Below are 17,694 nucleotides of genomic sequence, written 5' to 3' on the forward strand. Positions count from 1 at the left end.
TACTCATATGCACCGCGGGCGTCCATGCTGCTGAATCGACTGTGGTTTTCGCAACCGTAACAACCGTTTGCTACGTTGATCAGAAAAATTAGGCAAATGCGCCGTTTTCGTTCTTTTTTTCGAACAGAGTCTTGTCCTTTAGGCGCTTTGATCCTACGATCCGTTTGAGATTTCAAACGCTCTTGTCTGGGTGCTGAACCGCACGAGTTTCGAACAGTGCGCTATTTATGTGCTTCAGCCCGGTGAATGATTTCCCTGACGGCAGCCTTTAAGGCGCCTTTCTACAATCATAATTCGCTCCGCGCTTGCCGCGGTGCTGTTAAGGAAAGCCGACATGCAGCTTAAAGACACCCAGTTGTTCCGCCAGCAAGCCTTTATCGATGGCGCTTGGGTTGATGCGGACAATGGTCTGACGATCAAGGTCAACAACCCGGCAACGGGCGAAATTCTGGGCACTGTGCCGAAAATGGGTGCTGCCGAAACCCGCCGTGCAATCGAAGCCGCTGACAAAGCGCTGCCGGCCTGGCGTGCACTGACCGCCAAGGACCGTGCGAACAAACTGCGTCGCTGGTTCGAACTGATCATCGAAAACCAGGACGACCTGGCTCGCCTGATGACAATGGAACAGGGCAAGCCATTGGCCGAAGCCAAGGGCGAAATCGTTTACGCCGCTTCCTTTATCGAGTGGTTCGCCGAAGAAGCCAAGCGCATCTACGGTGATGTGATTCCGGGCCACCAACCAGACAAGCGCCTGATCGTCATCAAGCAGCCAATCGGCGTGACCGCTGCAATCACCCCGTGGAACTTCCCGGCCGCGATGATCACCCGTAAAGCCGGCCCGGCCCTGGCCGCCGGTTGCACCATGGTGCTCAAGCCTGCTTCGCAAACCCCATTCTCCGCATTCGCTCTGGCTGAACTGGCCCAGCGTGCCGGCATTCCTGCCGGTGTGTTCAGCGTTGTGACCGGCAGCGCCGGCGACATCGGCAGCGAGCTGACCAGCAACCCGATCGTGCGTAAATTGTCCTTCACTGGCTCGACCGAAATCGGTCGTCAGTTGATGGCTGAATGCGCCAAGGACATCAAGAAAGTGTCCTTGGAACTGGGCGGCAACGCGCCGTTCATCGTGTTCGACGACGCGGACCTGGATAAGGCCGTCGAAGGCGCGATCATTTCCAAGTACCGCAACAACGGCCAGACCTGCGTCTGCGCCAACCGTCTGTACATTCAGGATTCGGTCTACGACGCGTTCGCCGAGAAGCTGAAAGTGGCCGTGGCCAAACTCAAGATCGGCAACGGTCTGGAAGAAGGCACCACCACGGGTCCGCTGATCGACGAAAAAGCCGTGGCCAAGGTTCAAGAACACATTGCTGACGCGATCAGCAAAGGCGCAACCGTTCTGGCGGGTGGCAAGGTCATGGAAGGCAACTTCTTCGAACCGACCATCCTGACCAACGTGCCGAAGAACGCTGCCGTGGCCAAGGAAGAAACCTTCGGTCCATTGGCGCCGCTGTTCCGCTTCAAAGACGAAGCCGAAGTGATCGCGATGTCCAACGACACCGAGTTCGGTCTGGCTTCGTACTTCTATGCTCGCGACCTGGGTCGTGTGTTCCGTGTGGCGGAAGCCCTGGAATACGGCATGGTCGGCGTCAACACCGGGTTGATCTCCAACGAAGTCGCGCCGTTCGGCGGCATCAAGGCGTCGGGCCTGGGCCGTGAAGGCTCTAAGTACGGCATCGAAGATTACCTGGAAATCAAATACCTCTGCCTGGGCATCTAAGCTCGAAGGGATAAGCCCGGCAAGGCATTGCTTCAAACGCAAAGGGCACGAGAGCGCTGACCCTTTGCGTGCTTCAAACGGAATTTTCTCTGTGGCCGGGAACGCTGTGGCAGTCGATCATCGCATGCTGCCGTAGTTGCCTCCCCGCCGCATTTTCCTTGAACCACACCGCCCGATGAGCGGTGAATGAGGACTTTATGAGCAAGACTAACGCATCCCTGATGAAACGCCGCGAAGCCGCTGTACCACGCGGTGTTGGCCAGATTCACCCGATCTTCGCCGAGTCCGCGAAGAACGCCACCGTGACCGATGTTGAAGGTCGCGAGTTCATCGACTTCGCCGGCGGCATCGCCGTGCTGAACACCGGTCACCTGCACCCGAAAATCATCGCCGCCGTGACCGCGCAGCTGAACAAGCTGACCCACACCTGCTTCCAGGTACTGGCCTACGAACCGTACGTAGAGCTGTGCGAAAAAATCAACGCCAAGGTGCCAGGTGATTTCGCCAAGAAAACCCTGCTGGTGACCACCGGTTCCGAAGCCGTTGAAAACGCCGTGAAAATCGCCCGTGCCGCCACTGGCCGTGCCGGCGTGATCGCGTTCACCGGCGCTTACCACGGTCGCACCATGATGACCCTGGGCCTGACCGGCAAAGTCGTGCCTTACTCGGCCGGCATGGGCCTGATGCCAGGCGGCGTGTTCCGCGCGCTGTACCCGAACGAATTGCACGGTGTGAGCGTCGACGACTCGATCGCCAGCATCGAACGTATCTTCAAGAACGACGCTGAGCCGCGTGACATCGCTGCCATCATCATCGAGCCGGTTCAGGGCGAAGGTGGTTTCTACGTCGCGCCTAAAGAGTTCATGAAGCGCCTGCGTGCCCTGTGCGACCAACACGGCATCCTGCTGATCGCTGACGAAGTACAAACTGGCGCTGGCCGTACTGGCACCTTCTTCGCCATGGAGCAGATGGGCGTTTCCGCCGACCTGACCACTTTTGCCAAATCCATCGCCGGCGGTTTCCCGTTGGCCGGTGTGTGCGGCAAAACCGAATACATGGACGCCATTGCTCCAGGCGGCTTGGGCGGCACCTACGCCGGTAGCCCGATCGCTTGCGCCGCGGCCCTGGCCGTGATGGAAGTGTTCGAAGAAGAGCACCTGCTGGATCGCTGCAAGGCTGTCGGCGAGCGTCTGGTCACTGGCCTCAAAGCCATCCAGGCGAAATACCCGGTGATCGGCGAAGTCCGTGCCCTGGGCGCGATGATCGCGGTTGAGCTGTTCGTCGACGGCGACAGCCACAAGCCAAACGCTGCCGCTGTGGCATCGGTTGTGGCCAAGGCTCGCGACAAGGGTCTGATCCTGCTGTCTTGCGGCACTTACGGCAACGTTCTGCGCGTCTTGGTTCCGCTGACTTCGCCGGACGAGCAACTGGACCAAGGTCTGGCAATCATCGAAGAGTGTTTCTCCGAGCTCTGATTGCCAAGTGTGACCTGATCGACAAAAACCCGCTTCGGCGGGTTTTTTTTCGCCTCTTGAAACACATTGAGGGCATTTGTTCTGTATCGAGCCGCGAGTGTTGACTAAGAGGTGTTTGCAGGAATGGAAGCAGGCCGGTGGCGAGCTGGATGAATGGGAGGAGGTGGGAAAGGCCTTGGCCGACTTCGGCGCGGCTTACGGTTCGGCGCTGCGCACCCGTTGGCGTCTGCCGCTGGAGTTGCGAGAGCTGATTGCAGCGGTCTACCAGCTCGGTGGCGGGGTTTACTCCCGCGAAGCGCTGGTGATGAACATCGCTGCTCAATTGGCGCGTTTGACCGAGCATGAGGGCATTGAGGTATTGGCCAAGAGCCGGACCGTGCGGTTGCTCAAGATAGGCTTGCCGGAATTGATGCGCCTGCGCAAAAAATAAACTTCACACAAAACCCCTGTGGGAGTGAGCCTGCTCGCGATAGCGGTGTGTCAGCCAGCGTAGAGGTTGCCTGATACACCGCTATCGCGAGCAAGCTCGCTCCCACAGGGGTTTTGTGTTGAATCTGGATTTTGGATCAACCAGAGATGATGCGGTTCTTGCCCTGGCGTTTGGCTTCATACATCGCGGAATCCGCGCGAGCGAACACGCTGTCGAGGGAATCGTCCTCCGCGGTCAGGCTGGTCAAGCCTTGGCTGACGGTGATGCCGAACGTCTGGTCGTCATGGCTGAAGCTCAATTGCTGAATCTGCCGTTGCAGGCGTTCGGCGACTTGCATGGCCATGTCGGGTGCGCATCCCGGGAACACCGCTGCGAATTCCTCGCCACCGATCCGCCCGAAAAAATCCCCCCGGCGTAAGGCGGCACGACCGCTCTCGGCGATTCGTTGCAATACGTTGTCGCCGGCTTGATGGCCGTAAGTGTCGTTGACCACTTTGAAGTCATCGATGTCCAGCAACAGGAACGCCATCGGCGCGCCTTGCTTGCGCGCCTGTGCAAACTCGCGCTGGGCGCATTCGAAGAAGTGTCGGCGATTGCTGCTTTGCGTCAGCACGTCGGTGGTCGCCAGGCGCTGCAGCTCGGCTTCCATCCGTTTCTTTTCGGTGATGTCTTCGGCAATACCGACGATGATCACCGGTTGGCCCGGCTCGGCTTGACGGTTGATGAAGCATTTGTCGCTGAGCCAGCGGACCTGGTCGTCGGCGGCGATGATGCGGTATTCGCGGTCTTCAACGGCGCCTTTGACCAGTACTTCAGCCAGGCTGCGCTCGGCGTAATCCAGGTCATCGGGGTAAATACTGTCGCGCCATTCGTTGTAGTCGGACAGCAACAGGCCTGCGGAACGGCCAAAAATCCGCTCATAGGCCGGGCTGACGTAGAGCACCTGACGGGTTTCCCAATTGAATGCCCAAAGCACCGCGTTCACGCTCACCAGCAGGGAGCTGAACAGCTGCTCGCGTTCGCTCAGGCGCGCCACTTCGCCCTGTGCATGCATGAGCGCCATCAGGGTTTGAGCGGCGTCCGGCCACTGAGGAGGGGATGAGTCTTGTGGGTTTTTGGGGACCATCGGGACAAATCTCAAAGGGCGTACGCCGCTCGAAATTCGAAAGCGGCTACAGCAAAGCCCGCCGGGTGGCGAAGTGTCTTTGAGATAGAGGATTTGGAGATTGGTTCCCGCCCTTTGGGGCGCGGGAGCTTGCTCCCGCCGGGCGGTACTGGCGACGCGTTTTTTCAGTTAAAACGCGTCGCAGGACTTACGGCGACTTACGGCGACTTCGTCGCCGAACGGGGCGATGCGGCGTTCCGATAAATCCCCTCACCACAAACAAGCCCCATTGCCGCAGGGACGCCGATCAGCAGGGTCAGACCGCGGCAGGGCGCAGGGAGTAGGTTTTCAGCTGGTCGGCGAAGTCGCGCAGGGATTGAATCCCGCTGGCTTCGGCTTCGTGAACCCAATCCTTGATGGCGGCCAGCATGTCGTGACCATTTGAGCTGGTCTTGACCCAGATCTGCTGCAAGGCCAGGCGTTTCTCGTAAATTACCTTCAGCGCCTGGCTGTGCTCGAGCATGGTCTGGATGCGCAGGTGGTGTTTTTCGTCCAGCAGGCTGGTTTCCCGCGAAAGCAGACGCTTGGCCCGGTGAAACTGGTGACGGACCGAGTGATCGACTTTTTCCAGCTCTTGCTTGACCAGCGGCGCGATCACCAATTTGCGGTACTGGGCCATGATCTGGAAGCGGTTGTTGAGGATCGCCATGGCGGTGTCCATGTCCAGGCTGCCTTTGCCTTCGACGCGGTGAGCGATCGGCGCAACCCGTTGGACCTTGGCCAGGCGGAAGAAACTGAAGACCTGGATCCAGGCCCAGCCGAGGTCGAACTCCCACTTCTTCACCGACAATTTTGCCGAGTTCGGGTAGGTGTGATGGTTGTTGTGCAGTTCTTCACCGCCGATCAGGATGCCCCAAGGCACCAGATTGGTTGCCGCGTCGCGGCACTCGAAGTTGCGGTAACCGATGGCATGGCCCAGGCCATTGACCACGCCGGCGGCCCACACCGGGATCCACATCATCTGGATGGCCCAGATGGTGATGCCGATGGTGCCGAACAGCAGAAGGTCGATGACCGCCATGATCGCCACACCCAGCAGCGGGTAGCGGCTGTAGAGGTTGCGCTCGATCCAGTCTTCGGGGCAGTTCTTGCCGTAGATGCGCAGGGTTTCCGGGTTTTCCGCTTCGGCGCGGTACAGCTCGGCACCTTTGCGCAGAACGGTGGACAGGCCCTTGATGACCGGGCTGTGCGGGTCATCGACGGTTTCGCATTTGGCGTGATGCTTGCGGTGGATAGCGGTCCACTCGCGGGTGTTCTGCGCCGTGGTCAGCCACAGCCAGAAGCGGAAGAAATGTTTCAGGCCTGCATTGAGCTCAAGCGAGCGATGGGCTGAATAACGGTGCAGATAGACCGTGACGCCGACAATCGTCACGTGGGTCATCAGCAGGGTGACTGCCACCAGTGACCAGGGCGACAAGCCGAGAAAACCTTCGTACCACATAGGCTATAGGGCCCTCGATAAAGAAAAAAACAGCCGTTGCATTATCACTAAGCCCACAGATAAAACCAGTCGCCCTTTCAGATAAGAGTGGCCGGATGTTTCTTTAACCTATAATCCCAACCATTTTGTAGGGACATGGACGGCCGAATGTCTGCCACCTATCGCGATGCCTTGCGCGCAGCGCTGCTTTACCTGTTGCTTTCCGCAGTGTGGCTGCAGTTTAGCGGCTACTTATTGAACAGTTTCTTCGATAACTCTCCTGAGTTACTGCGATGGCAACTGATCAACGGTTACGTCTGGGTCGCGTTTAGTGCCGGGCTGATTTTCATCGCCCGAGCGCGATTGTTCCGGTGTCTGGGGATCGGCGCCAAGTTGCGCGAGCGCAGTGAAGACCGGGAGCGTTTGCGTCAGGCGGCCGCGGTGTTCGATTGCACCCGTGAAGGCGTGCTGGTCACTGACAGCGAAGGGCTGATCGTTCATGTGAACCGGGCCTTTATGGAAATTACCGGCTACCAGTGCGAGGAAGTGCTGGGGCAGCGGCCGAACCTGTTCAAGTCCGGGCATCATCCGCCGGCGTTCTATCAGACGATGTTCGCCACGCTGGACAATACCGGCGAGTGGAGTGGGGAAATCTGGAACCGGCGTAAAAGCGGCGAGATCTACCCGCAGTGGCAGACCATCCGGATCATTCGCGACGACGAGAGGCAGGTCAGCCAATACGTCGCAGTGTTTTCCGACATCAGTGCGATCAAGAACTCGGAGCATGAGCTCAAGCACCTGGCCCACCACGATCCGCTGACCACGTTGCCAAACAGGCTGCTCTTCACCGACCGCGCCGAGCAGGCACTGGCGTCGGCGCAACTCCACAAACGCGGCTGCGCGTTGCTGCTGGTCGATCTGGATCACTTCAAGATGATCAACGACGGCCTCGGGCACACGATCGGCGATCAATTGCTCAAAGCCGTGGCCGAGCGATTGAACGCCATGTTCGGCCCGGGTATCACGTTGGCGCGTCTGGGCGGTGACGAATTTGCGGTGCTCGCTGAGAGCTGTCCGCAACTGGTGCACGCCGGGGCGCTGGCTCAGCGGATCATCGATGGCCTGCGCGAGCCGCTGCATATCGAAGGGCATCGGCTTTTTATCAACGCCAGTATCGGCATCAGCCTGTTTCCCAGCGATGCCTTGAGCGCCGAGCAATTGTTGCGCAACGCCGATTCGGCACTGTTCAAGGCGAAGAGCGCCGGCCGCGACGGCTACGCCCTTTACACCGAAGAATTGACTGCACATGCCCAGCAACGGGTAGAGATCGGGTTCGAACTGCGCCGCGCTCTGGAAAAGCAGGAGTTGCGGGTTCATTACCAGCCCGTGCATGACCTCAAGACCAGCCGCTTGATCGGCGTCGAGGCGCTGGTGCGTTGGCAGCATCCGCAGCGCGGGTTGGTGTCGCCGGCAGAGTTCATTCCCATCGCCGAACGCACCGGGCTGATTGCCGAGATCGATGCCTGGGTCATGCGCCATGCCTGCCAGCAGATGTGTCAGTGGCGAGCCGCCGGCGTGGCGTTGTCATTCGTCGCGGTGAATGTTTCGTCGCGGTTGTTTGCCCGCCGTGAGCTGTATCAGCAGGTGGCTCAGGTGCTGCACGAAACCGGCCTGGATCCGGCGTATCTGGAGTTGGAAGTCACTGAAAGCGCGGTGATGGAAGACCCTGAAGTGGCGTTGGAGCAGATGCATCGCCTGCGTGAGCTGGGTGTAAGGCTGGCCATCGATGATTTCGGCACCGGTTATTCGTCGCTGCTGCGACTCAAGCGTTTACCGGTGCAGAAGCTCAAGATCGATCAGGGTTTTGTCGCAGGCTTGCCGTGGGACGAGGATGACGCGGCGATCGTGCGAGTGATTATCGCGCTGGCGCAAAGCATGGGGATGCAAGTGCATGCCGAAGGTATCGAGCAGGTCGAGCAGGCGCGTTTCCTGCTCGAACAGGACTGTGATCTGGGGCAGGGCTACTGGTTTGGGCGACCGGTTCCGGCCGAGCTGCTGGGGTGGGCGTACACGCCGGAAATCCGCTAAGCCTGCGTCTCCATAAAAACCGTGACGCAGAGCGTCACCGGATGCATTCCCACGCAGAGCGCGGGAACGATCGGTTTTCTGGTTATATAAACATTCTTAAATAGTCTTTTTAAGAATATCCGCACGTCTCTACTATTGCTCTCACGCCGCAAGCAGTGCCGCCACTGCCAGGCGACCTCTCAGTTGAAGGAGCAGCACCATGAGCGCATCCCTACGTAGCGTTGACGGTCAAGACGAAGCCACCATCTTGCGTGAGATCCAGAGCGCATTGCGCGACCTGCGTTTTGGCGCCGTGGAAATCACCGTGCACAACGCCCAGGTGGTCCAGATCGAACGCAAAGAGAAATTCCGTTTGCAGAACCCGAGCAACAAACCGAGCTAAAAACCGGCAACCCGATTCCAGCACACCATAAAAAAAGCCAACACACCAAGAATTCCAGGAGCTTTCACCATGTCGTCGATTCGTCATTTCGCTTTGGCCGCCCTGGCCAGTGCCCTTTTTGCTGGTTCCGCGGTTGCCAAGGATTACGAGCTGCTCAACGTGTCGTATGACCCGACTCGCGAGCTGTATCAGGATTACAACGCCGAGTTCGTTAACTTCTGGAAAAAAGACCACGCTGGCGACAACGTGAAAATCCAGCAATCCCACGGTGGTTCGGGCAAACAAGGCCGTGCCGTGATCGACGGTCTGCGGGCCGACGTGGTGACCCTGGCCCTGGCCGGTGACATCGACGAAATCGCCAAACTCGGCAAGACCCTGCCAGCCGACTGGCAGAAGCGTCTTCCCGAGGCGAGCACGCCTTACACCTCGACCATCGTGTTCCTGGTGCGCAAGGGCAACCCTAAAGGCATCAAGGACTGGGGCGATCTGGTCAAGAATGACGTGTCGGTGATCACTCCGAACCCTAAAACCTCCGGCGGTGCGCGCTGGAACTTCCTCGCGGCCTGGGCCTACGGCCTCAAAGCCAACGGCGGTGATGAAGCCAAGGCCAAGGAATACGTGCAGACCCTGTTCAAACACGTTCCGGTTCTGGACACCGGCGCTCGCGGTTCGACCATCACCTTCGTCAACAACGGTCAGGGCGACGTGTTGCTGGCCTGGGAAAACGAAGCGTTCCTGGCGCTGAAAGAAGACGGCGGTGCTGACAAGTTCGAAATCGTCGTGCCTTCGCTGTCGATTCTCGCAGAGCCACCAGTGGCTGTGGTCGACAAAAACGCCGAGAAGAAGGGCAACGAGCAGATCGCCGAAGCGTACCTCAAGCATCTGTACAGCCCGGCCGGCCAGGAAATTGCCGCGAAAAACTTCTATCGTCCACGTGACAAGGATGTGGCCGCCAAATACAGCAAGCAGTTCCCGACGCTGGACCTGGTGACCATCGACAAGGACTTCGGCGGCTGGAAATCCGCTCAGCCGAAATTCTTCAACGATGGAGGCGTGTTCGACCAGATCTACCAGGCGCAATAGTTTTAAATAGCCATCAACGAGCCCCGGATTTACATTCGGGGCTTTGCGCGTTCTCAACCAAGGACTTTTATGTCGCGTCGTATCTCCCCCGTCATACCCGGCTTCGGGCTGACGCTGGGCTACACCTTGGTGTACCTCAGCCTGATTGTGCTCATTCCCCTGGCGGCGATGTTCGTGCATGCCGCTCAACTCACCTGGGATCAGTTCTGGGCGATTATCTCGGCGCCGCGGGTGCTGGCAGCGTTGAAGCTGAGCTTCGGCACCGCGCTCTATGCCGCGATCATCAACGGCATCATCGGCACGCTGCTGGCCTGGGTGCTGGTGCGCTATAGCTTCCCTGGCCGCAAGATCATCGACGCAATGATCGATTTGCCCTTCGCTTTGCCTACTGCCGTGGCCGGTATCGCGCTGACTGCGCTGTACGCGCCGAATGGTTGGGTGGGTCAGTTTGCTGCGGACCTGGGTTTCAAGATCGCGTATACCCCCCTCGGTATCACGCTGGCGCTGACTTTCGTAACGCTTCCATTCGTAGTACGTACGGTACAGCCAGTATTGGCCGATATACCCCGTGAAGTCGAAGAAGCGGCGGCGTGCCTGGGTGCCAAACCCTTGCAGGTTTTCCGCCATATTCTGGTGCCCGCGCTGCTGCCTGCGTGGTTGACCGGTTTCGCGTTGGCCTTTGCCCGCGGGGTCGGCGAGTACGGTTCGGTGATTTTCATCGCTGGCAACATGCCGATGAAAACCGAGATTCTGCCGCTGCTGATCATGGTCAAGCTTGACCAGTACGATTACACCGGCGCCACGTCCATTGGTGTTCTGATGCTGGTGGTTTCCTTCGTCCTGTTGCTGCTGATCAACTTGCTGCAACGCCGTATTGAAACCCCATAAGGAGGCGCAGAAATGTCCCAATCATCTATTGCTGCTGCTTCCTCGAACGCTGCCCGCCGTGGCAGTGCCAATTCACGGCGAATCCTGATCGGTCTTGGCTGGCTGGTGTTTGCCCTTTTCCTGTTGCTGCCGCTAGTGATCGTGGTGTCCCAGGGTTTGAAGAATGGTCTGGGTTCGTTCTTCACCGCGATCCTTGAACCCGACGCGCTGTCGGCGCTGAAACTCACGGTCATCGCCGTGTTGATTTCGGTCCCGCTGAACCTCGTGTTCGGCGTCAGCGCCGCGTGGTGCGTGAGCAAGTACTCGTTCCGGGGTAAAAGCATTTTGGTGACGCTGATCGACCTGCCGTTCTCGGTCTCGCCGGTGATCGCCGGTCTGGTCTACGTGCTGATGTTCGGCGCCCAAGGCCTGTTCGGGCCGTGGCTGCAGGATCACGACATCCAGATCGTCTTCGCCTTGCCGGGCATCGTGCTGGCGACTATTTTCGTCACCGTACCGTTCGTGGCGCGTGAGCTGATCCCGCTGATGCAGGAGCAAGGCACCCAGGAAGAAGAGGCCGCGCGCTTGCTCGGGGCCAATGGCTGGCAGATGTTCTGGCACGTCACCGTTCCCAATATCAAATGGGGCCTGATCTACGGCGTGGTGTTGTGTACTGCGCGGGCGATGGGTGAATTCGGTGCGGTGTCGGTGGTTTCCGGGCACATTCGCGGGGTGACCAACACCTTGCCGCTGCACGTCGAGATCCTCTACAACGAATACAACCACGTGGCCGCGTTCGCGGTAGCGAGCCTGTTGCTGATCATGGCGCTCTTCATCCTGCTGCTTAAGCAGTGGAGCGAAAACCGTATTAACCGCCTGCGCGCCAGCGCCGCGGAGGAATAATTCATGTCGATCGAAGTGCGTAACGTCAGCAAGAATTTCAATGCGTTCAAGGCGCTGGACAACATCAGCCTGGACATTCAAAGCGGCGAGCTCGTGGCGCTGCTTGGCCCGTCGGGTTGCGGTAAAACCACGCTGCTGCGGATCATTGCCGGCCTGGAAACCCCGGATAAGGGCAACATCGTGTTCCACGGGGAAGACGTTTCCGGACATGACGTGCGTGATCGCAACGTCGGTTTCGTGTTCCAGCACTACGCGCTGTTCCGCCACATGACCGTGTTCGACAACGTCGCCTTCGGCCTGCGCATGAAGCCGAAAAACCAGCGCCCGAGCGAAAGCCAGATCGCGGTGAAAGTCCACGAGCTGCTGAACATGGTGCAACTCGATTGGCTGTCGGATCGCTACCCGGAACAACTCTCCGGTGGCCAGCGTCAGCGCATCGCGCTGGCCCGTGCCCTGGCGGTCGAGCCGAAAGTCCTGCTGCTCGACGAACCGTTTGGTGCCCTCGACGCCAAGGTCCGTAAGGAACTGCGTCGCTGGTTGGCGCGGTTGCACGAAGACATCAACCTGACCTCGGTATTCGTGACCCACGACCAGGAAGAAGCCATGGAAGTCGCCGACCGTATCGTGGTGATGAACAAAGGCGTGATCGAGCAGATCGGTTCACCGGGTGATGTCTACGAAAACCCGGCCAGCGATTTCGTTTATCACTTCCTCGGGGATTCGAACCGTCTGCATTTGGGTGAAGACAACCACGTCCTGTTCCGTCCGCACGAAGTGTCGCTGTCGCGGCATGAACTGGAAGACCATCACGCAGCAGAAGTGCGGGATATTCGTCCGTTGGGCGCGACGACTCGAGTAACGCTGAAGGTCGAAGGCCAGAGCGAGTTGATCGAAGCTGAAGTGGTGAAGGATCACGACAGCCTGATCGGCCTGGCGAAGGGCGAGACTTTGTTCTTCAAACCTAAGGTCTGGCAGAAACTCGCCAACATCTAAGAGCAAAAGCTTCGCGAGCAAGCTTCGCTCCTACAGGGAATCTATGGCGTACATCGATCCCCTGTAGGAGCGAGGCTTGCCCGCGAAGGCGTCTTATGCCGCAGCGCGATTCGGATTGATCCGCACTCCTCCAACCCGCGCCTCGATCTGCTCTTTCAAATCCCGCCGCAACCCCAGCAAAAACGCCAACTCAACCACCACAAACAACGGCCCGACAATCAACCCCGTCACATCGTCGACAAACGCCGGTTTGCGCCCTTCGTAATGATGACCGACAAACTGAATCGCCCACCCCACCACAAACATCCCGATACCGCTCGCCAGCCACACCAGCGTACTTTGCTGCGCGAGAACCTGACCCGCCCAAACGCACAGCGCCAGCAACACGGTCATCAGAACGCCGAGCCGCACTTCCAGGCGCAGGTAAAACCACGCCGTCGCCAATGCCACCAGCACCGCCGGCGAAACCCAGCCCCCGGTCCATTGCGGCCGCGACAGCAACACTGCCACCGCCACTACAATCAGCGGAATACCGATAAAGTGGCTGGCAATATTGCGCGAGTCACGGTGGTAAGCGGCGTATTGACTGAGATGGTCAACGAGGCTTTTCATTGTTATTCCTCCTGTAGGGTGATTGATCATGCCTCGGGTTCACCTTTCGCTCTGTCAGGCAGGCGACAATCTCCAGGAGTTTTCATGGACATGCAGGTTTGGCGTGCGCGCCTGGAGTCGGGGCAGTGGTTCAGTCATTTGCCTGTTCCCTTACAGAATAGTCTGCTGGCTGCGGCGCGGGTGAGGCGGTTATCGACGGGGCAGCTGTTGTTCAAGCGCGGTGATCCGCCGTGCGGGTTGTACGCGGTGCTCGAAGGTTCGGTGCGCATCGGCGCGGTCAGCGAGCAGGGCAAGGAAGCGTTGCTGAGCCTCGTGGAATCGCCCCATTGGTTCGGCGAAATCTGTCTGTTCGACGGCCAGCCACGCACCCACGATGCGTTCGGCGTGGGCCAGTGCACCCTGTTGCACATCCCGCAGGCTGCGCTGCTGGCGTTGCTTGATGAACAACCGGTGTACTGGCGACAACTGGCGCTGCTGATGAGCCACAAACTGCGCCTGACCTTCATCAGCCTCGAACAGCTGAGTCTGATGCCCGCCCCGGCACGCTTGGCTCATCGCCTGCTGATGATTGCCAAGGGTTACGGCGAATACGATCCGCCGCGCCGGGTGCTGCAATTGCCTCAGGAACAATTGGCGTCGATGTTGTCGCTGTCGCGCCAGACCACCAACCAGATCCTCAAGGACTTGCAGGGGCAGGGCATTCTGAATTTGAAGTATGGCGAGATCGAGATTGTCGATGCCGAGCGGTTGCGGGCACTGGCGACAATCTGACGTGTTGAACACATTCTCTGTGGGAGCGAGCCTGCTCGCGATAGCGGAGTGTCAGATGGCATTGATGGCGGCTGACATGGCCTCAATCGCGAGCAGGCTCGCTCCCACAATTGATTAGGGTGAAAAGAGATATTGTGATGGGCAACCGCTGCGAACACGCCTAGCCTGTGATGACGACAATCGAGGTGTGCCATGGGTGTGCTGTTAGTAGAAGACGAACCGGAGACCGCCAAACTCCTGGCCAACGGCCTGAACGAGGCGAGTTATTCGGTCGACGTGGCGCTCAACGGAATGGACGGCCGTCGCTTTATCGAGTCCGGCGAATACGAACTGATCATCCTCGACGTGATGCTGCCGGGGCTCAACGGCTGGCAGTTGCAGCAACAGATCCGCAAGCTCGGCGATACGCCGGTGCTGTTCCTGACGACAAAGGATGGCATCGAAGATCGTCTGCGCGGGTTGGAGCTGCATGACGATGACTACTTACTCAAGCCGTTTACCGTGAGCGAGCTGGTGGCGCGGGTGCGCAAGTTGTTGCGGCGGGATCGAGGGCGGTAGTGTTTCGAGACTGGTTAAAAAATGAGCTGGACATCTTCTCAAATCTGCACTAAATACAATGCATATCCATATTTTGTAAAAAATTGCACGGTATACGATGCAGGTTAAGTAATGGAAAACCTAGGCCAACTCATCCGGTCTTTACGCAAAGAGCGAAAGCTTTCTCAGCAGGCACTGGCAGAACAGTACGGCATGAGCCGTTCCACGATTTCAGGTATCGAGAACAACACTATCTCGGAAATCGGTCTGCGCAAGGTTGAGGCGATCCTGAACGGTTTTGGGTACGAGCTAACCGCCGTACCTCGTCAGTCGAAGCGTCCAACTCTGGACTCTCTGAAGAAGGTTAACTTCCATGAGTGAGCAGCAGGAAAAGGACAGGCTGCACATCAGTGTTTCTGAAACGGTAGTCGGCACTCTCGGTCGTGGTCAGTCTCGCGGCGATTCGGTTTTTACCTACACCGAAAACGCGCAGGAGGAAAACGCAGTCTCGCTGACCATGCCGACTCGTCTTGAGAGTTACACGTGGGAGCAAGGTGTGCCGCCCATTTTCGAAATGAACCTGCCAGAGGGCGCTCTGCGCGATGCATTGGTTCGTCGTTTCAGCAAAGCGGTCCGCGGGTTTGATGATTTCGCGATGCTGGCGATCGTCGGCCCGTATCAGCTTGGGCGAGTGGCTATTGCGAACGCGCCAGATGCGAGTGAACGGCCCCCTGAAACCAGCCTCGCGGATCTTCTGGTGCATGACGGTGCGCAAGGTTTGTTCGATGATCTGTTACACACGTATGGCCAGTATTCGGGTGTTTCGGGTGTGCAGCCGAAAGTGCTTGTCCGGGACAGTGCGACAACGGTCGACCGGCTGACCCATCGAGGCGCGACCCATCTGGTCAAATCCTTTCGTCCAGAGGAATACCCTGAACTCGCAGCCAACGAATATTTCTGCATGCGTGCCGCGTTGCATTGCGGACTTGAAGTGCCGACATTTGAACTCAGCGAGCACGGCAAATTTCTGGTCGTCGAACGCTTTGATCTGAATGACAACGGTTATTTGGGATTCGAGGATTTCTGTGTCCTCAATGCCTGGCCGTCGAAAGCCAAATACGATGGCTCGTATGAAGGTGCCGCGAAGCAAATCAAAGAATTCATCTCCCCGCCATTGCTCAACCAGGCACTTGAATCTTTTTTCAAGATCGTCGCGCTCTCGTCCGGTGTGAAGAATGGCGACGCTCACCTAAAGAACTTTGGCGTGCTGTATGAACAATGCGCCAACGATGCGCAGATCAGCCTTGCTCCGGCCTACGACATCGTTACGACGTCGGTCTACATCAAGTCCGACAGCATGGCATTGCTGTTAGGCGGATCAAAAGCATGGCCCAAGTACAAAATGCTGATGCGGTTTGGTCGGTCGGCCTGCAACCTGACGGAAGGGCGCTGCAATGAGCTGCTGCAACAGGTTGCTCATGGGATGGATGTGGCGATGGGTGAGATGGCTCACTACATTCGGGTCAACAACGGTTTTGCCGAGGTTGGCGACGCGATGATGGAGCAGTGGACATCAGGTGTTGCACGAAGTCTGGTCAAAAGCTGAGATCAACTGTGGGAGCGAGCCGGCTCCGGGCGGCGTTCCGACGATGAGGCCGGTATATCCAGCCCACCTTCCGGATCCTGTCACCGCAACCCATCCCGAAACTGCCCCGGCGTCATCCCGGTCCAGCGTTTGAATGCGCGGCTGAAGCTGCTGGTATCGGCGAACCCCAGCAAATAACTGATTTCGCTCAACGAGCATTGCGGGTCGCGCAGGTGCAGCAGCGCCAGGTTTTCGCGGCTTTCATTGAGCAGCGTGTCGAATCGATAGCCTTCGTCCGCCAGATGCCGTTGCAGGCTGCGCAAGCTCAGGTGCAGGGCCTTGGCGATGTGCTCGGCGCTGGGTTCACCTTCGGGCAGTTGTTCTTCAATGGCATCGCGGACCTTGCGCTCCCAGGTCAGCGGTTTGAGTTGCGCCAGGGTGCGCTTAAGCACTGCTTCGTTGTGTTCGGCCAGTTCCGGGTTGGCGTCGTCCAAGTGACTGTCGAAGTCCACGAGCGCAAATTCCAGTCGGTCTTCGTCGGCGGCGAAATACACCGGTGAACGAAAGACTTTGTGCCATTGATGCGGGTCGGCAGGTTCCGGCCGGCGCAAGTACACCGCCAGCGGTGCGTAATCGCGGCCCAGGCGATTGCGGCAGGTGCGCACGTAGATCGCTGCGAACGCGTCGATGGCCTCCAGCGCTGGTGCGGGGTTGCCTAGGGGAATTTTCAGGCGGAAACGGTAGCGATCCTCGGCGCGGGTCAGCTCCAGTTCCAGCGCATCGCTGACCACCTGGTGATAACGCACGATGCGCTCGAACACTTCGCGCAGACTGCCGCTGGCAACCAGTGCATAACCGAGGGCATGAAAAGTGGTCGGGCTGACAAAGCGCGACACCCGCAGGCCAATCGCCGGATCGCCGCTGACCTGCACGGCGATTTCCCACAGGCGCGTGGTGCCCGACAACGGGTAACGGGCGTTCGGGTCGTCCATCAATTGCGGGTCGAGCCCCGCCTGTTGGCACAGGGCGGTGCTGTCGAGGCCCAGCGCATCGAGTTGCTTACGCAGGGCGCGGGTCCAGCTGGCGAGGGAGGTCGGTTCAGTCATGCTGATTGGCGCTTCCGGTCAACAGGTTGGCGTTCACGGCTACCGCTTTGCGAGGGTTCACAAGGCAGGATGCGAACATCAATAACCAGAGGATGGAAGCATGCACGGTACTTCTGCAAGTCCCCAGCAACTGAATGCAGCTCAACGATCAGCGCATATTCGTGAAGTGGTGCTGGCCAAGGGTGTTGAATTGCGTCAGCGCTATCCGATTCTCAACCATCAGGACGCCTTGGGCGCGGGCATTCTGGCCTTCGCTCTAGTTGGGATGATCGGCTCGGCGACGCTCTACATGACTGGGCACATGGCGTGGTGGGCGTGTTTGTTGCTCAATGTGCGGATTCCACGGCCATCCGGCCACCTATTCCATGAACATACGGCCACTGATTCCACGGTGATCCGGCCACCCGTTCCACGCTCATCCGGCCACCCTTAAAGCAGGCAGCAACGCAGGATTAATTCACTACCATCGACCTCTTTTATCGAAGCGGAGAGGTCGTCGT

General features: G+C 58.6%; 16 protein-coding genes and 2 pseudogenes. 14 read left to right on the forward strand and 4 right to left on the reverse strand.

Annotated features, from left to right (window positions below):
* Positions 1-334: 334 nt before the first annotated feature.
* From gabD to ACYZTM_RS16260, 3 genes and pseudogenes are all read left to right on the forward strand, one after another.
* Positions 335-1,777, forward strand: coding sequence for an NADP-dependent succinate-semialdehyde dehydrogenase (gene gabD / locus ACYZTM_RS16250; RefSeq protein WP_131060516.1), 1,443 nt, complete (start codon positions 335-337; stop codon positions 1,775-1,777).
* Between the two features lie 197 nt (positions 1,778-1,974).
* Complete coding sequence (gene gabT / locus ACYZTM_RS16255) at positions 1,975-3,252, forward strand: 4-aminobutyrate--2-oxoglutarate transaminase (RefSeq protein ID WP_461983451.1); 1,278 nt, start codon at positions 1,975-1,977, stop codon at positions 3,250-3,252.
* A 109-nt stretch (positions 3,253-3,361) separates the two neighbouring features.
* Positions 3,362-3,682 (forward strand): annotated as a pseudogene (locus ACYZTM_RS16260) (histidine kinase); the annotation flags it as partial.
* A gap of 136 nt (positions 3,683-3,818) precedes the next feature.
* Here ACYZTM_RS16260 and ACYZTM_RS16265 read toward each other — a convergent pair.
* On the reverse strand, positions 3,819-4,808 hold the full coding sequence (locus ACYZTM_RS16265; protein WP_461983453.1) for a GGDEF domain-containing protein: 990 nt from the start codon (positions 4,806-4,808) through the stop codon (positions 3,819-3,821).
* Between the two features lie 295 nt (positions 4,809-5,103).
* Positions 5,104-6,288, reverse strand: a complete 1,185-nt coding sequence (gene desA / locus ACYZTM_RS16270) for a delta-9 fatty acid desaturase DesA (protein ID WP_131060521.1) — start codon at positions 6,286-6,288, stop codon at positions 5,104-5,106.
* Positions 6,289-6,435: 147 nt separating this feature from the next.
* Here desA and dibA point away from each other — a divergent pair, with 147 nt between their 5' ends.
* The 6 genes from dibA to ACYZTM_RS16300 all read left to right on the forward strand — a co-directional run bounded on the left by dibA (position 6,436) and on the right by ACYZTM_RS16300 (position 12,583).
* A complete protein-coding gene (gene dibA / locus ACYZTM_RS16275; RefSeq protein WP_461983455.1) occupies positions 6,436-8,355 on the forward strand; it encodes a phosphodiesterase DibA in 1,920 nt (639 codons plus the stop codon).
* Positions 8,356-8,554: 199 nt separating this feature from the next.
* Positions 8,555-8,737, forward strand: coding sequence for a sulfur starvation response protein OscA (oscA, locus tag ACYZTM_RS16280; protein WP_007945260.1), 183 nt, complete (start codon positions 8,555-8,557; stop codon positions 8,735-8,737).
* A gap of 69 nt (positions 8,738-8,806) precedes the next feature.
* Positions 8,807-9,820, forward strand: a complete 1,014-nt coding sequence (locus ACYZTM_RS16285) for a sulfate ABC transporter substrate-binding protein (protein WP_131060523.1) — start codon at positions 8,807-8,809, stop codon at positions 9,818-9,820.
* A 69-nt stretch (positions 9,821-9,889) separates the two neighbouring features.
* A complete protein-coding gene (gene cysT / locus ACYZTM_RS16290) occupies positions 9,890-10,708 on the forward strand; it encodes a sulfate ABC transporter permease subunit CysT (protein WP_131060524.1) in 819 nt (272 codons plus the stop codon).
* A gap of 12 nt (positions 10,709-10,720) precedes the next feature.
* The gene (cysW, locus tag ACYZTM_RS16295; RefSeq protein ID WP_131060525.1) at positions 10,721-11,590 is read left to right on the forward strand and encodes a sulfate ABC transporter permease subunit CysW; all 870 of its coding nucleotides are present in this window, start codon (positions 10,721-10,723) and stop codon (positions 11,588-11,590) included.
* 3 nt (positions 11,591-11,593) lie between these two features.
* On the forward strand, positions 11,594-12,583 hold the full coding sequence (locus ACYZTM_RS16300) for a sulfate/molybdate ABC transporter ATP-binding protein (RefSeq protein ID WP_131060526.1): 990 nt from the start codon (positions 11,594-11,596) through the stop codon (positions 12,581-12,583).
* A gap of 93 nt (positions 12,584-12,676) precedes the next feature.
* Here ACYZTM_RS16300 and ACYZTM_RS16305 read toward each other — a convergent pair whose 3' ends face one another.
* A complete protein-coding gene (locus ACYZTM_RS16305; protein WP_461983457.1) occupies positions 12,677-13,195 on the reverse strand; it encodes an Mpo1 family 2-hydroxy fatty acid dioxygenase in 519 nt (172 codons plus the stop codon).
* A gap of 84 nt (positions 13,196-13,279) precedes the next feature.
* On the opposite strand from ACYZTM_RS16305, the gene ACYZTM_RS16310 reads away from it, so the two are divergent.
* The 4 genes from ACYZTM_RS16310 to ACYZTM_RS16325 all read left to right on the forward strand — a co-directional run bounded on the left by ACYZTM_RS16310 (position 13,280) and on the right by ACYZTM_RS16325 (position 16,109).
* On the forward strand, positions 13,280-13,966 hold the full coding sequence (locus ACYZTM_RS16310; protein ID WP_461983459.1) for a Crp/Fnr family transcriptional regulator: 687 nt from the start codon (positions 13,280-13,282) through the stop codon (positions 13,964-13,966).
* 192 nt (positions 13,967-14,158) lie between these two features.
* Entirely contained in the window at positions 14,159-14,524 is a 366-nt protein-coding gene (locus ACYZTM_RS16315) for a response regulator (RefSeq protein ID WP_131060529.1), read from the forward strand.
* 111 nt (positions 14,525-14,635) lie between these two features.
* A complete protein-coding gene (locus tag ACYZTM_RS16320; protein WP_461983462.1) occupies positions 14,636-14,884 on the forward strand; it encodes a helix-turn-helix domain-containing protein in 249 nt (82 codons plus the stop codon).
* Entirely contained in the window at positions 14,877-16,109 is a 1,233-nt protein-coding gene (locus tag ACYZTM_RS16325; protein WP_461983464.1) for a type II toxin-antitoxin system HipA family toxin, read from the forward strand. Before ACYZTM_RS16320 ends, ACYZTM_RS16325 begins: the two co-directional genes overlap by 8 nt.
* Before the next feature lie 80 nt (positions 16,110-16,189).
* On the opposite strand, the gene ACYZTM_RS16330 is transcribed toward ACYZTM_RS16325, so the two are convergent.
* Positions 16,190-17,194, reverse strand: coding sequence for an AraC family transcriptional regulator (locus tag ACYZTM_RS16330; protein WP_131060532.1), 1,005 nt, complete (start codon positions 17,192-17,194; stop codon positions 16,190-16,192).
* A gap of 100 nt (positions 17,195-17,294) precedes the next feature.
* Here ACYZTM_RS16330 and ACYZTM_RS16335 point away from each other — a divergent pair.
* Positions 17,295-17,564: pseudogene (locus ACYZTM_RS16335) on the forward strand (fatty acid desaturase); the annotation flags it as partial.
* Positions 17,565-17,694 lie beyond the last annotated feature (130 nt).

The sequence above is a fragment of the Pseudomonas sp. MDT2-39-1 genome (genome assembly GCF_054898085.1).

Bases quoted from the DNA above. Each gene is read 5' to 3' on its own strand.
- ACYZTM_RS16315 (WP_131060529.1), top strand. From the start codon at position 14,159: ATGGGTGTGCTGTTAGTAGAAGACGAACCGGAGACCGCCAAACTCCTG.
- ACYZTM_RS16325 (WP_461983464.1), top strand. From the start codon at position 14,877: ATGAGTGAGCAGCAGGAAAAGGACAGGCTGCACATCAGTGTTTCTGAA.
- ACYZTM_RS16310 (WP_461983459.1), top strand. From the start codon at position 13,280: ATGGACATGCAGGTTTGGCGTGCGCGCCTGGAGTCGGGGCAGTGGTTC.
- gabT (WP_461983451.1), top strand. From the start codon at position 1,975: ATGAGCAAGACTAACGCATCCCTGATGAAACGCCGCGAAGCCGCTGTA.
- ACYZTM_RS16320 (WP_461983462.1), top strand. From the start codon at position 14,636: ATGGAAAACCTAGGCCAACTCATCCGGTCTTTACGCAAAGAGCGAAAG.
- dibA (WP_461983455.1), top strand. From the start codon at position 6,436: ATGTCTGCCACCTATCGCGATGCCTTGCGCGCAGCGCTGCTTTACCTG.
- gabD (WP_131060516.1), top strand. From the start codon at position 335: ATGCAGCTTAAAGACACCCAGTTGTTCCGCCAGCAAGCCTTTATCGAT.
- cysW (WP_131060525.1), top strand. From the start codon at position 10,721: ATGTCCCAATCATCTATTGCTGCTGCTTCCTCGAACGCTGCCCGCCGT.
- desA (WP_131060521.1), bottom strand. From the start codon at position 6,288: ATGTGGTACGAAGGTTTTCTCGGCTTGTCGCCCTGGTCACTGGTGGCA.
- oscA (WP_007945260.1), top strand. From the start codon at position 8,555: ATGAGCGCATCCCTACGTAGCGTTGACGGTCAAGACGAAGCCACCATC.
- cysT (WP_131060524.1), top strand. From the start codon at position 9,890: ATGTCGCGTCGTATCTCCCCCGTCATACCCGGCTTCGGGCTGACGCTG.
- ACYZTM_RS16300 (WP_131060526.1), top strand. From the start codon at position 11,594: ATGTCGATCGAAGTGCGTAACGTCAGCAAGAATTTCAATGCGTTCAAG.
- ACYZTM_RS16265 (WP_461983453.1), bottom strand. From the start codon at position 4,808: ATGGTCCCCAAAAACCCACAAGACTCATCCCCTCCTCAGTGGCCGGAC.
- ACYZTM_RS16330 (WP_131060532.1), bottom strand. From the start codon at position 17,194: ATGACTGAACCGACCTCCCTCGCCAGCTGGACCCGCGCCCTGCGTAAG.
- ACYZTM_RS16285 (WP_131060523.1), top strand. From the start codon at position 8,807: ATGTCGTCGATTCGTCATTTCGCTTTGGCCGCCCTGGCCAGTGCCCTT.
- ACYZTM_RS16305 (WP_461983457.1), bottom strand. From the start codon at position 13,195: ATGAAAAGCCTCGTTGACCATCTCAGTCAATACGCCGCTTACCACCGT.